The sequence below is a fragment of the Alkalihalobacterium alkalinitrilicum genome, from assembly GCF_002019605.1.
GTDB classification, from domain to species: domain Bacteria; phylum Bacillota; class Bacilli; order Bacillales; family Bacillaceae_F; genus Alkalihalobacterium; species Alkalihalobacterium alkalinitrilicum.
Genome location: NZ_KV917368.1, coordinates 754,670 through 771,475 on the forward strand (window position 1 = coordinate 754,670; position 16,806 = coordinate 771,475).

General features: G+C 35.5%; 13 protein-coding genes and 2 pseudogenes. 10 read left to right on the plus strand and 5 right to left on the minus strand.

Annotation, left to right across the window (positions count from 1 at the left end):
* Nucleotides 1-53: 53 nt before the first annotated feature.
* Both BK574_RS03605 and BK574_RS03610 read right to left on the minus strand, forming a co-directional pair.
* The gene (locus BK574_RS03605) at nt 54-1,292 is read right to left on the minus strand and encodes an IS4 family transposase (protein WP_078427546.1); all 1,239 of its coding nucleotides are present in this window, start codon (nt 1,290-1,292) and stop codon (nt 54-56) included.
* A gap of 563 nt (nt 1,293-1,855) precedes the next feature.
* Nucleotides 1,856-3,265: an IS110 family RNA-guided transposase gene (locus BK574_RS03610; protein ID WP_078427547.1), complete on the minus strand. Its 1,410-nt coding sequence runs from the start codon at nt 3,263-3,265 to the stop codon at nt 1,856-1,858.
* 669 nt (nt 3,266-3,934) lie between these two features.
* Here BK574_RS03610 and BK574_RS03615 point away from each other — a divergent pair.
* Both BK574_RS03615 and BK574_RS03620 read left to right on the plus strand, forming a co-directional pair.
* Nucleotides 3,935-4,555, plus strand: a complete 621-nt coding sequence (locus tag BK574_RS03615) for an NAD(P)-dependent oxidoreductase (protein WP_078427548.1) — start codon at nt 3,935-3,937, stop codon at nt 4,553-4,555.
* Between the two features lie 1,125 nt (nt 4,556-5,680).
* A pseudogene (locus tag BK574_RS03620) lies at nt 5,681-7,456 on the plus strand (sulfatase family protein).
* Between the two features lie 414 nt (nt 7,457-7,870).
* Here BK574_RS03620 and BK574_RS03625 read toward each other — a convergent pair.
* Entirely contained in the window at nt 7,871-8,263 is a 393-nt protein-coding gene (locus BK574_RS03625; RefSeq protein ID WP_078427549.1) for a hypothetical protein, read from the minus strand.
* Nucleotides 8,264-8,572: 309 nt separating this feature from the next.
* Here BK574_RS03625 and BK574_RS03630 point away from each other — a divergent pair, with 309 nt between their 5' ends.
* Together BK574_RS03630 and BK574_RS03635 are read left to right on the plus strand one after the other, a co-directional pair.
* Entirely contained in the window at nt 8,573-8,863 is a 291-nt protein-coding gene (locus BK574_RS03630) for a DUF7668 domain-containing protein (RefSeq protein WP_078427550.1), read from the plus strand.
* Nucleotides 8,864-8,950: 87 nt separating this feature from the next.
* Nucleotides 8,951-9,208, plus strand: coding sequence for a hypothetical protein (locus BK574_RS03635; RefSeq protein WP_238457939.1), 258 nt, complete (start codon nt 8,951-8,953; stop codon nt 9,206-9,208).
* Nucleotides 9,209-9,404: 196 nt separating this feature from the next.
* Here BK574_RS03635 and BK574_RS03640 read toward each other — a convergent pair.
* A pseudogene (locus BK574_RS03640) lies at nt 9,405-10,245 on the minus strand (tyrosine-type recombinase/integrase).
* A 178-nt stretch (nt 10,246-10,423) separates the two neighbouring features.
* Here BK574_RS03640 and BK574_RS03645 point away from each other — a divergent pair.
* The 5 genes from BK574_RS03645 (at nt 10,424) to BK574_RS03665 (ending at nt 14,237) form a co-directional block, all read left to right on the plus strand.
* Nucleotides 10,424-10,930, plus strand: coding sequence for a hypothetical protein (locus BK574_RS03645; RefSeq protein ID WP_078427551.1), 507 nt, complete (start codon nt 10,424-10,426; stop codon nt 10,928-10,930).
* A gap of 71 nt (nt 10,931-11,001) precedes the next feature.
* Nucleotides 11,002-11,487, plus strand: a complete 486-nt coding sequence (locus tag BK574_RS03650; protein ID WP_078427552.1) for a tetratricopeptide repeat protein — start codon at nt 11,002-11,004, stop codon at nt 11,485-11,487.
* Nucleotides 11,488-11,602: 115 nt separating this feature from the next.
* The gene (locus tag BK574_RS03655; protein WP_078427553.1) at nt 11,603-11,884 is read left to right on the plus strand and encodes a hypothetical protein; all 282 of its coding nucleotides are present in this window, start codon (nt 11,603-11,605) and stop codon (nt 11,882-11,884) included.
* Between the two features lie 119 nt (nt 11,885-12,003).
* The gene (locus BK574_RS03660) at nt 12,004-12,438 is read left to right on the plus strand and encodes a GNAT family N-acetyltransferase (protein ID WP_078427554.1); all 435 of its coding nucleotides are present in this window, start codon (nt 12,004-12,006) and stop codon (nt 12,436-12,438) included.
* A 428-nt stretch (nt 12,439-12,866) separates the two neighbouring features.
* Nucleotides 12,867-14,237, plus strand: a complete 1,371-nt coding sequence (locus BK574_RS03665; protein ID WP_078427555.1) for a GMC oxidoreductase — start codon at nt 12,867-12,869, stop codon at nt 14,235-14,237.
* A gap of 480 nt (nt 14,238-14,717) precedes the next feature.
* On the opposite strand, the gene BK574_RS03670 is transcribed toward BK574_RS03665, so the two are convergent.
* Nucleotides 14,718-15,449, minus strand: a complete 732-nt coding sequence (locus BK574_RS03670) for a CAP domain-containing protein (protein WP_078427556.1) — start codon at nt 15,447-15,449, stop codon at nt 14,718-14,720.
* Between the two features lie 710 nt (nt 15,450-16,159).
* Between BK574_RS03670 and BK574_RS03675 the strand changes: the two genes are divergently transcribed.
* On the plus strand, nt 16,160-16,531 hold the full coding sequence (locus BK574_RS03675; RefSeq protein ID WP_078427557.1) for an iron chaperone: 372 nt from the start codon (nt 16,160-16,162) through the stop codon (nt 16,529-16,531).
* Nucleotides 16,532-16,806: the final 275 nt, after the last annotated feature.

A 16,806-nucleotide genomic window follows, 5' to 3' on the forward strand; every position in this document is an offset into this window, starting at 1 on the left:
GAAAAACAGAGAACAGGGTATTACATTGACCTTGTTCCCTTTTTTTTTCCTTTTTAATAATTACCTAGTTTTCTCTCATTTTTTCTTTTACTTTTCTTGGGTTTATCTTTCACTAAAGCAACGTTTCCAAACGACGGTGTTTTCTTCTCAATTGGAATAGGGACTTTCTGTCTCCCTCTCGATTTTCGCTTCTTTTTTAATCGTAATGCCTTTTTAAACGAACTGACCGTTTTATAAAGGTAGGTTTGTAGTATCCGAAAGAATTCCCATGGCGTCTTTTTAGAATCAGCCTCTAGCTTCACAATGAGTGAAAGTCCATATGCTATAAGAGCTAAAAACATCTGATTCCAGATACCCTGCGGCTTCGTACTCCAAATCTTTGTTAATTTAAGATGCTGCTTAATCCATTTGAAAAATAATTCAATGACCCAACGATATCGATAAATGTCCATTACTTGTTGGGCGGTAAGATCAAATCTGGTGGTTAGGATTCGATAGGTTCTTTCTTTTTCATCCACAAACTCAATATACCTTACTGGTATTTTAGATATACCGTATAATACTTTGGCATCCTGAATGACCGATGGGTGAGATGGTTTATAATCTTCTAATGTATATAAACGAAGAGCCTTAGTGATCCGAACTACGAATGATATTCCTTTCTCTTGCCAATCCATTAAATTGTGCTTTGAAGGATAGCCCCGGTCCATTACGTGAGTGGTATCTAATTCCTCTATTAAGATATCTGAGCTTTCAAAATCACTTACGGTTCCTGTTGAGGGAACGATTTTATCTGGAAATGCGATGTCTGGTGAAACAACTTTTAATCTTGTATGCATTTTGACGGAATTATGACCTTTTGAAATAAATGCCCAGTCACATAATTGTTCTGGCAATCTAATTTCCGTAGAATCAACGATACTTAAAAGTCCAATTCCGTCTGGTAATCCTTGATTCGATTGGGTTAGCTGGTTGAGCTTCTGAACCACTTTAATAAAAAGTTTCTGAACTAATTCTGTTGGAAGGTCATTGATCCGTCGGCTAAGCTGAGAGCCACTGATTTCAGAAACACCAATCTCTTTTTGTAGCTTCGGATATGCAGCTAGTTTTTCTTCCATGTGAGCATATGAACTCCATTGATCTAACTGTGCAGCTACAAAAATTTTTAATAGCGATTTTGTAGAAAGCTTATACTTCCCGTAATCTAGTAAAGGACATTCAAAATCCTCTAACGGAAGAAGGGATAAGCATTGACAAATGAGCATTTCTCGGCCTATACTTTTATTACTCATTGTTAAAACTCCTTTGTAGAAGACTTGTTTGTTTAAGGGAACAAAACAAGGTCTATAACTTCTACAATAGGAGTTTTTTCTTTGCCTGTAAATACTATAATATTACTTTTCTGTAATTTTTTTAAAGTCATGCAAGGCTACTGGGTCAGCGTATAATGGTAAATAAGTCAAGTGGTTATTTTCTCTAAAAAGGACCGACCTTAAGTAAAACTCTATTTTCCTATTATATGGTAATAGAATTCATCTACCTACAGAACTTTATAATAAAACTCCTCTAGAACGTGAAAGGATCTTGCTTTTTCATCCTACAGAGGATACCACCTAGCAAATATAAACTTAGATTTTTTCACGTATTATTCGTACTTGTAGGACAAGATCCATACTGCTGACCCACGAGGTCTTTTGCCTCAGACACCAATAACAATGTGATCTAACGTCCTAGGGGAGTTTTATTTTGACAAAGATAATGTCTTACAAAAATCGCTATAAAGGACCTCAGTTATACCTACGAGAATTTAACATATCCAACGTTAATACATTCAAGTTGAGTATTAATACTTTTTTTAAGCAGATTGAGTAAGTCCTGGTGAGACAAAGTTTTCAAAGAATTTTTCTACATTGGGACTTCGCAGTTTATTTCTTATGACTTCTACTAACACATAGTTTTCTTGATCAGTACGGTATAATGACTGATGTCGAATCATTGAAAAGGCTAGACGTATCATACGGTTTCCTAAAGCAACGTAAGCTTGGCGAGTGTGTTTCCCACGCTCTTTCAGGGCCAAATATCTCTGTCTCATCTCAGGGTTATTGACAGCTAAAGATTTTCCTACCTGGTACACAATGTTTCTGAACGGGCGCCTTCCTTGTTTAGAAATGCCGTAATAACTAGGTTTATGGCCTCCAGATTGTTTGACTATCGGATTTGTACCAGCTAGCTTTATTAGTTGTCCTGCATGGTCAAAATCGGTGATATCCCCCATTTCTGCATAGAATTCAGCACCCGTAACAACTCCTATTCCAGGTACAGCTAAAATAATAGCGCCAGGGGTCTCGATAAACAGGTCTTCAATTTTCTTCTCTAACCGTTTAATTTGATTATCTAATAATTCTAACCGGTCTAATTTTTGAGCAAGAAGATAGATATCAACCTCTACATTCTCCTTAGGCTGAGAAATAGAGCTTTGTGCAAAATCTAGTAAACATTCAATCGTACTATCACGCAGTTTCAAATTTTCACGAATAGATAACTCACGTAACCCTTCTTTACCCAGTTCTAGAATATCGTTAGGGTGTGGGTAATGTCTCATCATATAGCGCGGGGCTTTACCAAACAATTTAGAGAAGGGTTGGACATGTTTTCGCTTTCCATTATCCCAAATACTTTTTCCTTGGAATTCACGAAATACATGGTCTATATGCATCCGAATTAAGTTCTGTGTAGAAGTCCGGTCATCAACTAATTCACGGCGTGCGCGAGTTAATTTTTGTAAAGAACCTATACTGCCTGAACGTAGCTCACTAGATGTTCCTCTCCCGTGGATCAATGACTGTATAATAGCCATGAGATCAATATTATCTGTTTTAGACCAATTTAAGAGAGCTTGCCTTTCTTGGTCCGTTGTCGCTGCATTTATGATTCGGACACGGTATCCTTCTTTATGACATCGACGAACAAGATCTTCGTAATAATGCCCAGTGGTTTCAATTCCTACCACAACCTCTTTCATACCATACTTTTCTCTTTCCTCCCGAATATGCTTTTTAACTATGTCTAACCCTGTTAGAGACGCATCAAACTCAAACGGTTTAACTAATATATCCCCATAGAACGTACAAATCATTGCTTTATGTGTATACTTAGCCGCATCAATTGCCACCATTAATAGGTTTTCAGTCCCAGTTTCTCTTATAAACTTTGCCCACTGACTTCCGTTTTTCCCTTGAATATGGTTCAATAATGTATAAGTCATCGTTTTCATCTCCTTTAGTAAAGGTGTTGTAACTGGAAGTACTGTGGTAGGTCCTTCTATTTTACAATGAAAACGGTGGCCTTTTTTATTTCCTTGAACTATTTTCTATACTAGACCCCGTTTTTATGGATATGGTTTTAAGTAGTTGGAGAAACGGTAATGAGAAAAAAAAACAAAAAGATGCTGCACTTATTATTAATGATACACCAACAGAAAGTCTTCCTGATGTCTTCAGGGGATAGTAAATAAAAACATCATCAAAACATCATCAAAACATCATCAAAACATCTTGAATCTTTAGCTAGAACGTTTCGATTTATATAGCGTGTTCTAAAAGCAAAAGGCATGGAGAACCGTTCTCCTTGCTTTTTTCAATGTAAATAAATCTTTGATTTGGCTACGATTTACTGTTTTACTTTTCATTCACATATGAAGAACTTTTCCCTTGCATTTTTGGTCTGGTTTGTCCTTCTTTATGAAGGACTTTCCTTAATTTTGCTGCTTTGGTTTGTCCTTCATCAGTTTTACGGAAGGCATTTGCTTTGACTATCCTGCCCAGATAGTGAAGAAGCGACTGGTCTTGGTAAACATGCGCTCCCATTAATTAAAAAGACAATAAAATAACTTTTATAGTAAAATATTAGTATTTGAAAAAGGAGGCTCATTCTTATGAATATTTTAATTTTAGGTGCAACAGGACGAGTTGGAAGTCAAATAGTTACTTATGCCCTTCATGACAGACATCATGTTACTGTATTAGTTCGTACTCCAGAGAAGATTGAAATAAATAATGAAAATTTAACCATTATTCAAGGGAATGTTTTAAATAAAGATGATATCGTACGAGCAATGCATGGGATTGATATAGTTATTAGTGCGCTAAATACTGATGGCACCACCACTCTATCAGAAAGTATGCCACTTATTATCGAAGCAATGGAAAATGAAGGTATAAAACGAATAATAACTATAGGAACTGCAGGTATCCTGCAAAGTAGAACCACGCCAAATTATCTACGTTATCAATCAAGTGAATCAAAGCGTAAGTCAACCCGTGCAGCGAAAGAACATCATAAAGTTTACGATATGCTCAAACAATCAACCCTCGAATGGACGATTGTCTGTCCTACCTACTTGCCAGATGGAGAAAGGATAGGCAAATATCGTATAGAACGAAATTTTTTGCCTGAGGATGGAGTAGAAATATCCGTACCAGACACAGCAGAATTTGCATTTAGTCAGATAAAAACAAGTGATTATATAAAATCACGTGTAGGTATCGCCTACTAAATAATATTCTTATACTACCTTCATATTGGATTAACTCGTTTGTTGAAATAGAAAATGAGTACGGCAACAATCCCCGTTCTTCACTAAAGCTTCCCATTCTGAAATATCCAAAATTTGAATTAGAGCCTAAAACTCAAAAGGAATTATAAGTAAAGGAGATGTTGTAAAATTAACATCTCTTTTTTTACTAAACTGTTTTCTTTACTTCAAAAGTATTCAGCTTTTTTTTACACGTTAAATAAAGTGAAAATTCAATGAGTGAGGGGGATTCTTTCATCCCCCACTGAATGTAGTGGGGGACCACACAAGGTGGGTCATCAGACGTTGTCACAGGACGTTACGTTCTTAGACTGTGTTCATTTAAGCATTTACTTCACATTTCTTGTTGCCTCAAGGGAGTCTTAGCGACAGTTAAATAATTCAATTTTTAGCACTGTAGCAGAAAACAACTAGCGTATGTATATTGTCGCTGTAGGGAAAGAATTTTTCTGAATTAGGAGAGTGATAGGATGAAACGAAGTAAAGTATGCAGTCATCAATATTAAATCAATGTTTTTTGGTGGTTGTCGAAGTTAACACAACTTCTCTTGTAAAATTATGCTCTCTAATTTTTACAACAAGTATTAAAAATTCCTTGTTTTATAAGGCCTCTTAAGTAGTTTCCTAAATATTACTGGGCCTTCATTTTTCCTTGAATGGACCCAATAATTATATTTTATTTCTAATAAGCAAATGAGCTAGATTGTGTAGTAACTTTTAATACGTAGTAGACCTATACTACGCAACAAGTAAAGCGAGATTTGGAATAATCTTTTGCGCTCATCTCTTATCACCTCCTTCACACTATAAATACCGTTTTGTTGGGAAATGGGTGGGGAATAGAGAATATTTTAAAAAATTACATTTAAAACTATCGCCATTGTTAGGATATAAATAGGAAGGGGGAAGTTGGTAGAAAAAGCTATTAAATGCGTTAATCGTAAAATTGTAGATTGCTTATCAAACCTTAGTTGAACGAGTGAAGCTATGGATATAGAATTCTTTTTTAGGATATACAGTCATATTGCAACTCTCTTACATACGATACAGCAGAAGTATAACTTTAGTACTATAGGAGGGTGTAACATGAAACCTAAATATCCGCGGGATCATTCTCAGGAAAATAATAAAAGTCCAAATTTTCTTATTATCCTTGTCGATGAGGAACGGTTTCCAACCGCCTATGAAAACGAAGCTCTAAAGGAATGGCGTAAAAATCATTTGAAAACACAGGAGCTTCTACGAGAAAACGGTATGACATTCTTAAATCATTATATTGGAAGTACAGCTTGTTCACCTAGTAGAACAACACTTTACACTGGCCAGTATCCTTCCCTACATGGGGTCACTCAAACAACAGGTGCAGCGAAAGGAGCTTTTGATCTAGATGTATACTGGCTTGATCACAATACAGTCCCTACTCTAGGTGACTATTTTCGTTCTGCAGGTTATCGAACGTTTTGGTAAGGGAAATGGCATGCTTCTGATGAGGACGTAATCGTTCCAGCAAGTCATAATGCAATGTTAAGTTATAACCCAACAACTGGGGTCCCGGATCCCAAAAAGCAACAGCTTTATTTACATGCAAATCGGCTAGATTCCTATGGCTTTGATGGGTGGATTGGACCTGAACCACACGGATCAAACCCTCGAAATTCAGCTTCATCCGCTGCGATTGGGTTAAGTGGCCGTGATGTCGTTTATTCGGAAGAGGTTGTTCGATTAATTAAATCCCTAGAAGATGAAGTTGCGGAGAATCACAAGCCTTGGTTAATTGTTTCATCATTTGTAAACCCGCATGATATTACCCTATTTGGGTTATTCACGCAATTACTACCAACATATAATTTTTCAATAGATCCTTCAGTTCCTTTTATCCCACCAGCCCCGACAGCAAACGAGGACCTTCTTACTAAGCCCACTGCCCAACGTAATTACCGAGACGTTTATCAACAGGCATTACAACCTACATTAGATACACCTTTCTATAGACAGCTATACTATTCACTTCATAAGCAGGTTGATGATGAAATGTATAAAGTATTTACCGCTCTAAAGCAGTCTATTTTCTATGAAAATACAATTGTGGTATTTACTGCAGACCATGGCAGTTTAGTTGGGGCCCATGGAGGATTGTTTCAAAAATGGCATAATGCCTATGAGGAAGCACTTCATGTTCCACTCGTTATTCACAGTCCTAAATACTTTGCTGACTGTAAAGAAACGGATATGCTAACAAGTCATGTGGACATTGTTCCTACTTTATTGGGACTAGCGGACATTGATGTTCAAGAAATCCAAGAAAAAATGAAAAAAGATCATACAGAGGTCCATCCCTTAGTAGGTCGTGACCTAACTTCGTTAATTAATGGAAATTCAGATTTTACTCGAGGTGATGAGGCTCTTTACTTTATGACAGATGATGAATTTTCCAAAGGTTTAAATCAATACACTCTAACTGGCCAACGATATGAAGCAGTTAGACAGCCTAATCATTTGGAAACTGTCATCGTCAAACTACCAACAGGAGAAAATAACTTAAAGGAAATTTGGAAGTTCACTCGGTATTTCGATCATCCACAATTTTGGAGTGATCCAAGCGTTGAAGATGTTGAAACTACCCAGAAGAAAGCTACAGATATTTCTGAAGATCTTCAGGTTGCTATTTGTGTCACGACCACTAAATCTCAGCCAGTCCCTGATCAATTCGAGTTATACAATATAACGCGGGATCCGGTTGAGGAAATAAACCTTGCACACCCTATACATGAAACAACTGAATCAAAAGTGATTCAAAAACTTCTAACAGGTATTCTTCAAGAACAACGTAAACAAAAAAGACTCACTCCTTCAAGTGGTTAATTACATGGGAAATGTGCTTGACCCTGTGCACGGTAGTGAATTACTTCATCGGGGGGCAGGAACCTTTTTCCACAGCCGTTCGATATTTACAAAGTAGAGAAGGTATTGTTATAAATCAAGTAGGACTTTTAGGTCATAGTCAAGGGGGGGAATAGATTTAGTTGCTGCTCAAAATCCACAGGATATAGCCTTCATTCTTAACATTGCTGGACCATCAGTTTCTGTAAAACAACAAATAATTGATGATTATACGAACGAAGCAGTATAATTTAAGTGTAATTATTCACAATCTGTATTTTTGAAATGTCCTTTTCCTCCACACAAAAAGACTCCCAACACATGAAAAAAAGGAGAAAAATTCATTATGAAGTCATCCCCTAAAATAGTTGACAATGCTTATTCTGATATTAGTCATCATTGACTTGCTAAACGTTTTTCAAAATCCGCCTTAAACACCAGAATAGCATCAATATTTACAGCAAAATCGTGGTCACTAATATTAAAATTAGTTATAAACTCGTCAGATCTCTCACGAACCATAATTGTCGGACGGATATTGTCTCCAATAGCGTCCTGAGTTACAGTACTTCCATAGAAATACCAGTTAGTTTCAGTAGGCGCATTTGCTGCATTCTTAGATAAGTCATTTTTTATTATTGCGCATAAATTATCCATAAAATCTTCATTAAGCTTAATGTTTTTTCCATACTCACCATCAACAGATATATCAGCATATCCATACCAAATATTCCTACTTGTTCGCTTTCCGTCATTTGAAGTGAATGTTTCATCAAACAAAATCTTCATTTTCATTACCCTCCGTTAATTTAAAATTTCATCACACTATTATACTCCAATTAGAAATTTATTATAGCTTACTGTTAGTTGTATTTGTTTTTTTTAAAACGTAACGCTTTTATTATTGCTAAAGGGTGCGAATATTGAATAGGAGTTGCAGATGATACTGCAGCTCCTGTTGCTTATTTTACTAACGAAGCAGAAGAGTTGAAGAAGAAATTCCATAATGGAGATGTAAAATATATAAAATGTTAATGAAAATGCGGTGAAATTATGAATATTAAAGATAAATTAGAGTTTTTGATAAGAGAGACTGTCTTGGATTTTGTAAAAGGTGATTTCATTAAAATTAAAACAAAACTAATAGAAGAAATAACAATCGATGATATTAAGGAAGAACTAAATCATTGGGGGACACTAACGTATCCGCCTGATGAAGCTTATGAAAAAATCAACTATATCGAATATAACGATGGGTCAGGATATGCGATGGAATTTGAACTCTGGTTCGATAATCAACTAAGTGATTTAACATTATCTTGCGAAGCAATAATAGACCAAGAAGAACGTGTTTTATCTTTTACAATCGAAAATTTACACGTTTTATAAACGTTCTTATTGCGCTAACGGTAGCAACAGAATGGAATAAGGAGTTTTAAAAATGGACCAACACTATATTGAAAATGAGGGATTTATGTGAATGAAGAGTTCGTTAAATCATTATACAAATCAATAGTAAAAGAGAATATGGAACTATCCAAAAAATTATTTGAAACAACGACTGTTAATAAGATAACGGATGATTATTGGAGAGAAACTTTTGAATTTTATAATTCCTTAGATAAAGAACATAAAGAGATTTTATTCAAAATTATTGAACAAACAATGATTGATACAATATCAAATATGCTTGGGGTAATTGACGGAAGCTCTACACTAATAGCTGCACAATAGAGCCGAAATTACTTCTCGATTCCAATGAATTCATAGAAACGAATAACTTAAATAAATAGTTTTTGCAAATTGAACCATTATTAAGCTAACGAATGAGCAATCCTTTAATAAGCAGGGAATGCCCTTTTGCTTATTGAAGTAAAGAAGCGAAAAATACAACAGAGCAATGCTTAAACTGCGTTGCTCTGTTTCCTTGTCAAAAGTATTTTCTGTAAAGTTCTTGGCGCAACCTACCGCTTAATTGTTCATATATTCTTGTCGTTTCACTTTTTTCATGCCCAAGTAAACTCTGAATGACATCGAGTGGTGCTCCGTTATTTAGCAAGTGAGTTGCGTAACTGTGTCTAAGCTGGTGAGGGTGTATCGTTTTATCAATTCCAGCGCGGTTTGATATCCGTTTAATGATGTATCTCATTTGAGCAATGCTTATGCGATGTGGGGAGCGTTCCGTAACAAAGATGGCTGAATCTTTATCTGTAAGAAGATGTATGTATCTTTTTAACCAAATGTCGCAACGAATATTAAAGTAAACCTCTCGTTCTTTCTCTCCTTTTTCTCTGACGATAGTGGAACGGTTTGACCAATTTATACAGTTTTTATTAAGAGAAACGATTTCGCCAATCCGACAACCTGTTGAAAACATAAACTCAAACAGCGCTTTTTCCATTGGGGTCTTACATGCTTCCTTTAGATGTTCAATCTCTCTTTCAGTCAGAAATTTTGGGATGCGTTTACCTACCTTTGGTTCTTTTATTTTTGCTGCTGGATTTTTGGCTATATGCCCTTCTTCATGACACCAACGAAATAAAGAACGCATAAATCTAACCCTATGGGCTAGGCTTGAAGGTTTTAAATGTTCACTGGATTTTGCCAAATAATCCTTTAATTGATTAGTTGTCAAAGTATCTAGTGCAACATCGTCAAAATGACGGATAAGGAGTTTTGATTGAAGCCTGTAAGCCTTCAAAGTTTGACTTGAGAATCCTTCAATTCTTTTATTCAGATTCATAGGTTTTCCATGCTTGTGAAAGTAACATATAAATCCCTCCAAAACTAAGTCTAATAAAAGGAATTATTGACCGAATTATAGAAAGGGATAACTTGTGACGATTTTTTACTAACGAGGCAGTTATAGAAGGAAATTATTGTATTAATCCGAAACTATATGGGCGGAAATTCGTCTAATTATTAGAATTAAATATTTAGGAGGTAATGATGAAAAAAATAACTCACTTTGTTTTTATTTCTCTTTTAATATTGGCATTTGCTTTAACAGGTTGTTCAACAGAAAAGACAGATACCAACGCAAAAGAAGAAACTTGGCAAGTAAGTCCTGCCTTTACGATTTCTAAGCCAGGTCCAGATGGAAAAGATGTACCTTATGGTCTTAAAGGGATTGACGGTAAACTAGCTATTGTTGATGGTCCAGTTATTGCAGGGACAAATAATAAGCAGCTATTTCATTTTTGGGGAGGAACACCAGAAAAAACGGAACAACTATTTAAAAAACAAGTGAAAGTGATAGGAACGAGTAAAGAAAACGGAAAAACAGTTACAGCTTTTGAAAGTTCGATTGGTGTCCCGAATGAAGAAATAATAAAGCCACCACATCATTACGCTGAATCAGTAGGATATTTGAATTTACCATCAAAAGGAATTTGGAAACTGGATGCTTACATTGAAGATGAATTGTTTGGTAGCATTATAGTTGATGTCCAATAAAAATAGCCGTAATTACTTAACTAACGGGCAGATTAGGTGAAGAAATAGATATAGTATTGGAGATGAAATTAATGAACAAAGAATTAGACAAAGCAATTGATTTACGGAAAAGGGGAAATCACAAAGAATCAAACGAATTACTAATGAAATTAGCAGAGGAGTTTCCTGAGGATGCTTCAATTAACTACCAATGTGCCTGGAGTTTTGACATATTAGGAGAAGAAGCTAAAGCAGTACCTTTTTATGAAAATGCTATTAAGTTTGGGTTGCCTCCAACGGATTTGGAAGGAGCCTTATTGGGATTAGGTAGTACATATAGAACATTAGGAGAATATGATAAGTCAAAAAGTACGTTTCTAAAAGGGATTGAACTATTTCCTGATAATAGAGCAATGCAAACGTTCTATTCAATGACCTTATATAATCTAAATGAACATAGTAAAGCTATGGAGCTATTATTAAAATGCTTAATAGATACAACGAAAGACCCTGAAATTTCCATTTATAAAAAGGCAATTGAATTCTATTCGGATAAATTAGATGAAATATGGAAGTAGCTTGTGAAAAAATATACTTACACTAACGGGGGCATTTGTTCAATAAGAACAGTCGCTTTTCTTAACGACGTGGGTTGGCACAAGAAGACATAGGTTTTTATTGGAGGATAACAACATGATAGAAGAAAATTATGGACACTGGCATTTAGATTTTTATTGTGATGAATCGGATTTCTATACAAGTGCGACTGGTTTTTGGAATGAAGAAGGTAGTTGGGATGTGTTTTTCAATGAATATAGTAACGATGAATTATACAAGTTATTTGGTGGTTTTAATTACGAAATTGATGAAGATTTTGGTGTCTTAATTTTCAAGGCAAAGGATTATGATGAGGCACATGATAAGTTTGTAAAGTGGGTCAATGATGTGTTATTACCATTGTTAAAGAAGAAATAAAAATTATGTTTTTGGAACTAACGGAGTGCGATAGCTGATTAAGGGTTATCGCCTTTCCTTGTTGAAGTAACGTGTGCAGGATAGTGGAAGTAGAAAGCATCAGATAATAGGAGGAAAAGATGATTATAAGGGAAATGATTGCAGAAGATATATCTCAACTTGAGAAATTATATAAACAGTTTTGGGATGAACCATCTAGTATTGAAACTATGAGGAAGCAGTTTAATAAACTCCACAAAAACAATTCCCACATATTTATTAGTGCCATTGAAAATAACAAACTCCTCGGTTCTGTTATGGGAGTAATATGTGAAGAATTGTATGGAGATTGCAAGCCTTTTTTAGTCCTTGAAAACATGATAGTTGATAAAAATTATAGGAACAAAGGAGTAGGAAAAGCATTAGTATCAGAGCTTGAGAAAATTGCCACCCAAAGAGGTTGCTCCCAAGTAATTTTTGTAACAGAACGGGATAGGGGTGATGCTGTAAAGTTCTATGAGTCGGCAGGGTATAGTTCTCAAACTCATATAGGGTTTAAAAAGAAACTCAATTAAGCTAACCAGTAGCATTAGTTGAATGAAAGACATTAAATCCACAACTTGGTACGAGTCTAATTCTGTACGTAATTATTTCCCCAATCTTGATGGAGAGTTTAGTACTAGCAAAACACAGAGTGTCCTTTCTTCTGATGATACCTTTAAATGTGGTATCACAATTTTTGAAAGGGAACTCCCAATACAGTAACCTTCTTACTTCCGTAGAAGAAACGATTAAGCAAAATACTTAAATACTCAACTTTTTCGGGTATTCACAGTGACACATATTAATATTATTTATAATTAGGGGATATAGCGTATTCCACCTATTATTTTTTGTGAATAAGATACAATACTTCATTATGTTGAACATCTCAGGAATTTGAATAGAGTGAAATTAATATTAATATACAGGTTTTAGCTTACTCAAAGGTGGTTACAAGGACATGGAGAAATTACCCCAAGCAATAAAAGGTATTCCTTTAGGTGAAATGGAAAAAAACGATTATGATGTGCTCATTGTAGGAACTGGTGCTGGAGGAGGAGCTGTTCTTTGGAGACTATGTGAACAATGTAAAATAAATGGGGTGCGAATAGGTGTCATTGAAGCAGGCGACCTATTGTTTCCAACAAATTTCTGGAACTTAACTAAATTTTCTATGGAAAAATATAAAGAGATGGCGCATCAAACTGGGAGAGATCTGCCGAATTTTTCAGGTGCAACTCAAGTTTTTGCCCTAGGGGGCAAAACATTATTCTGGGGAGGGGTGACTCCTCGTTTCCATGTATCGGAATTAAAGAAGTGGCCTATTGCTTTAAAGGATCTGAATTCATACTATAGTATTGCCGAACAGATCATGCATGTAACTCACCCGCACACTAAGAATTTACCGATAAAGCCAACGATTCTTAGTCGCCTTAGGGAAAATGACTTTCCTGAAGCTACCAATATTCCACGTGCATTAGAAAATGTTACCTCAAAGAATAAGGAAACCCCTAAATTGTTTAGTTCGATTCATTTCCTCACAGTTGCACTAAGCTATCGACCATTCGATTTGGCTTTAAAGGCTCGTGCGGTTCAAATATTTGTCGAAAAGAAAAAAATGTTTGGAGTAAAGGTGATATCAGCACAAAAAAGAGAATATTTTATTAAAGCAAAAACCGTTGTTTTATCTACGGGCACTCTTGAAACTCCACGTCTTTTATTACACTCAGGAATCCAAGGTGATGCAATCGGTCACTATTTGACCCATCATTCTTCTGTAAGGGCACAAGGAAAATTTAGTAGTGGAATTACAGGTCGAGAAAGTATTTTGATCCCACAAATAAAAGGCAATCCCTATCAGCTTCAGCTTTACACAGGAAAAAATAAGGTAAATTTCGTTGGATATGGAAAAGTCGGATCACGTTATGAAAATAAAATAACACTCGATTCAAAACGGATAGATGAAAACGGAGTACCGCACATACAAGTGGATTTCTCATACACTGAAAGTGATAAAAAAGTCATTAAACGTATGTGTAGTGCTATAGAACTTGCTTCTTCTACTATGGGTGCAGTATTGACTCCAATAGAGGGGGAATCCCTTTTTCTTTTAAGACCACCAGGAGATGAGAACCATGAAGCTGGAACTTGCAGGATGGGTGACCAACCGTCTACTTCAGCGACGGATCTCTATGGTCAGATTCACTCTATACCTGATCTCTATATTGCTGACAATAGCGTCTTACCCTCAATTGGTGCTGCCAACCCCGTACTTACTACAGTTGCTTTAGCCATTCGAACAGCAGATCATATTATCGAACAATTAAAATAAAATGCAGCTCTCCTAAGCTATAAGGATAAGCCATAATATGCAATATCACATTCAAATGACTGCATATTATGGCTTATTTCTTATGCAAAAATTTATACTGCCATTAATAGCATTTCTTTATTATATTGTATTAGATTAAAAGTATAAGGAAAAATAGAAAGCTATTCTATTGTCTTAGTGATATTTTCCAAAAGGTGGACGGTTTATGTATATTCCTTCGTATTTTGAAATACAGATGAAACAATAAGGCATGGAGAACAGTTCTCCATGCCTTATTCAATGAAAATAACGCTGTGATTTGGCTACGATTTACTGTTTTACTTTTCATTCACAGGTAAATTCGTTAGCTATCCATGAATAGATTTTCCAAAGTCGGTTTTAAAGGTCTTGCTTTACGTGATTCTTTCATAGCACAACGTATAGTGACGAAGTCAAATGCCGAACTTTTTTGTCATAAATAGTACAGCTTTATTCTGACTCTTATTTTCCGATAAACATTTGTGTCCAGTAGTTTCCTTCAGCTACGTGGCCAACCCCGATGTGTGTGAAGCTGCTGCTTAAAATGTTTTTGCGGTGGCCATCACTGTTCATCCATGCATTAACCACTTCTTCTGGTGACCGTTGTCCCATGGCTATGTTTTCTCCAGCACTTCGGTAATTTACTCCGAATTGTTGCATCATATCAAACGGAGAACCATAGGTTGGACTTTGGTGAGAAAAATAGTTGTTTTGCTTCATATCGAGTGACTTTTGACGGGCTACTTGACTTAATTGCTCATCCATCGATAGTGGAGCTAGTCCATGCTTAGCGCGTTCAGCATTGGTTAGTTCAACTACTTTTATTTCATATTGACTAAGTGATGATTGCGCTTGCTGTGACTCTGGTTGCTTTGGTTGTTCAGTTTGTTGAGCAGGTTGCTGCTGAACAGGCTGTTGCTGACTAGGTTGTTGTATTTGTTGCTTAGGCTGCTGATTTCTTTCAGGTTGTTGTGTCTGGAACTTCGTCTGATACTTTTGTTCAAACATTTTTATATATTGCTGTGCGTGTTTCTCGAAATCTTCCTGAGAAAAATTTGATCCAGGAACAACATATTGTTGGTGATAGACTTTAAAATGTGTATCTGTTTTTTCTGAATTTGCAAGACTATCATTTGGGTTTGTCATAAGTAGAGCAGTAGCTGCAGCAATTGTTAATATTACTTTTTTCTTCATAGTAGATTTCCCTCCAAGATAGATTATTAATCTTGTTGCTTACAAAACGATCATACCACACCATTTTTGTAACATTTGTGGATGGAATTACCAACTTTACTCTATGTATTAATTTTAAAATATTATTTAACCCTACTATCTATTAAAAAACCCTTATAGAATTACAAAGTTTATCAACTAGTTTGATAGTTAAAATACATATTACATTTTTACCGTTTTTTGGTTCCGAATTTAATAATTACCACTTTTTTGAGGTTGACAACCTTTAAAAAGGAGTTGTTTTGTTACGAATATTTCTTTTTTATTAAAAACTATGAAAAAATATGGGGTGGTGGGAGTCCGTCTTCCTTTAAGCAAGAAATGTCCCTATGCCTCTTCCGAAATGAAGTGCCTGAGCCCTAGTGTAGTTTAACGCTTTACTGGGCTAGGGGTCAGGAACCATTATTAAAACACTACTGTTTTGAAAAGCAACGGATTATCAAATTGTCTACTTCATAATAATAAACAATGATTATCTTGGGAAATTAGCCAGGGGGTAGGGGAAAAGGTATTGGTTCTTGAGGTAGAGGTAGGGCTTAATGTACATAGTAGAAGAAGGGCTTTCATTTAAAGAATAGATAATCTATAATATGTGCGTACTATACTTAACTAAACGGGTTAGAGTTTCTATAATAGGGAACTGCATAATTTTTATTTTGGGAGGGAATAAAATGGAAGTTTTTTCTGAATTTTTAGCGGGGATTGATGACCAATTCCACCGAGAAAGAACGGAAGAAGTATTTACTTGGATAAAAAAGAAATATCCAAATTTAAAAACAGAAATTAAATGGAAACAACCGATGTTCACGGATCATGGTACATTTATTATTGGCTTTAGTGTATCTAAAAAACATTTAGCTGTTGCCCCTGAAAGTGTGACGATCACTCATGTAGAGGATGATATTGTGAAGGCTGGATATGACTACACAAAGGAGATTATACGTATCCCTTGGAATGGTCCAGTTAATTACCCACTTCTTGAGAAAATGATTGAGTTTAATATAAGGGACAAGACAAACTGTTCTACTTTTTGGAGGAAATAGAAAAATTAGCTAGCCATTAGTAGGCATGTGAGGGCTACACCTTACATAAGAACGTGGTAAATACTTTATTGTAGGACCGAAGTCAATGATATCCATTTCAATTTATTTACAAAATAATAGTATTTCAAAACGGAATATTAAAAAGGGCTCCTTTTTTGGATATTAACAACTTCGGGGCAGGTCCAATAATATGTACGATCACTGCCTAATTCACTTCCATCTAGTCTTGAAAAAATTTAACGTTTTGTTTCAAATCCGATATGTTTTGCGATATT

Excerpts from the sequence above, each read along its gene's own strand:
- BK574_RS03625 (WP_078427549.1), bottom strand. The coding sequence starts at position 8,263 with ATGAAGATTTTGTTTGATGAAACATTCACTTCAAATGACGGAAAGCGA.
- BK574_RS03615 (WP_078427548.1), top strand. The coding sequence starts at position 3,935 with ATGAATATTTTAATTTTAGGTGCAACAGGACGAGTTGGAAGTCAAATA.
- BK574_RS03665 (WP_078427555.1), top strand. The coding sequence starts at position 12,867 with ATGGAGAAATTACCCCAAGCAATAAAAGGTATTCCTTTAGGTGAAATG.
- BK574_RS03670 (WP_078427556.1), bottom strand. The coding sequence starts at position 15,449 with ATGAAGAAAAAAGTAATATTAACAATTGCTGCAGCTACTGCTCTACTT.
- BK574_RS03645 (WP_078427551.1), top strand. The coding sequence starts at position 10,424 with ATGAAAAAAATAACTCACTTTGTTTTTATTTCTCTTTTAATATTGGCA.
- BK574_RS03675 (WP_078427557.1), top strand. The coding sequence starts at position 16,160 with ATGGAAGTTTTTTCTGAATTTTTAGCGGGGATTGATGACCAATTCCAC.
- BK574_RS03610 (WP_078427547.1), bottom strand. The coding sequence starts at position 3,265 with ATGACTTATACATTATTGAACCATATTCAAGGGAAAAACGGAAGTCAG.
- BK574_RS03660 (WP_078427554.1), top strand. The coding sequence starts at position 12,004 with ATGATTATAAGGGAAATGATTGCAGAAGATATATCTCAACTTGAGAAA.
- BK574_RS03650 (WP_078427552.1), top strand. The coding sequence starts at position 11,002 with ATGAACAAAGAATTAGACAAAGCAATTGATTTACGGAAAAGGGGAAAT.
- BK574_RS03605 (WP_078427546.1), bottom strand. The coding sequence starts at position 1,292 with ATGAGTAATAAAAGTATAGGCCGAGAAATGCTCATTTGTCAATGCTTA.
- BK574_RS03655 (WP_078427553.1), top strand. The coding sequence starts at position 11,603 with ATGATAGAAGAAAATTATGGACACTGGCATTTAGATTTTTATTGTGAT.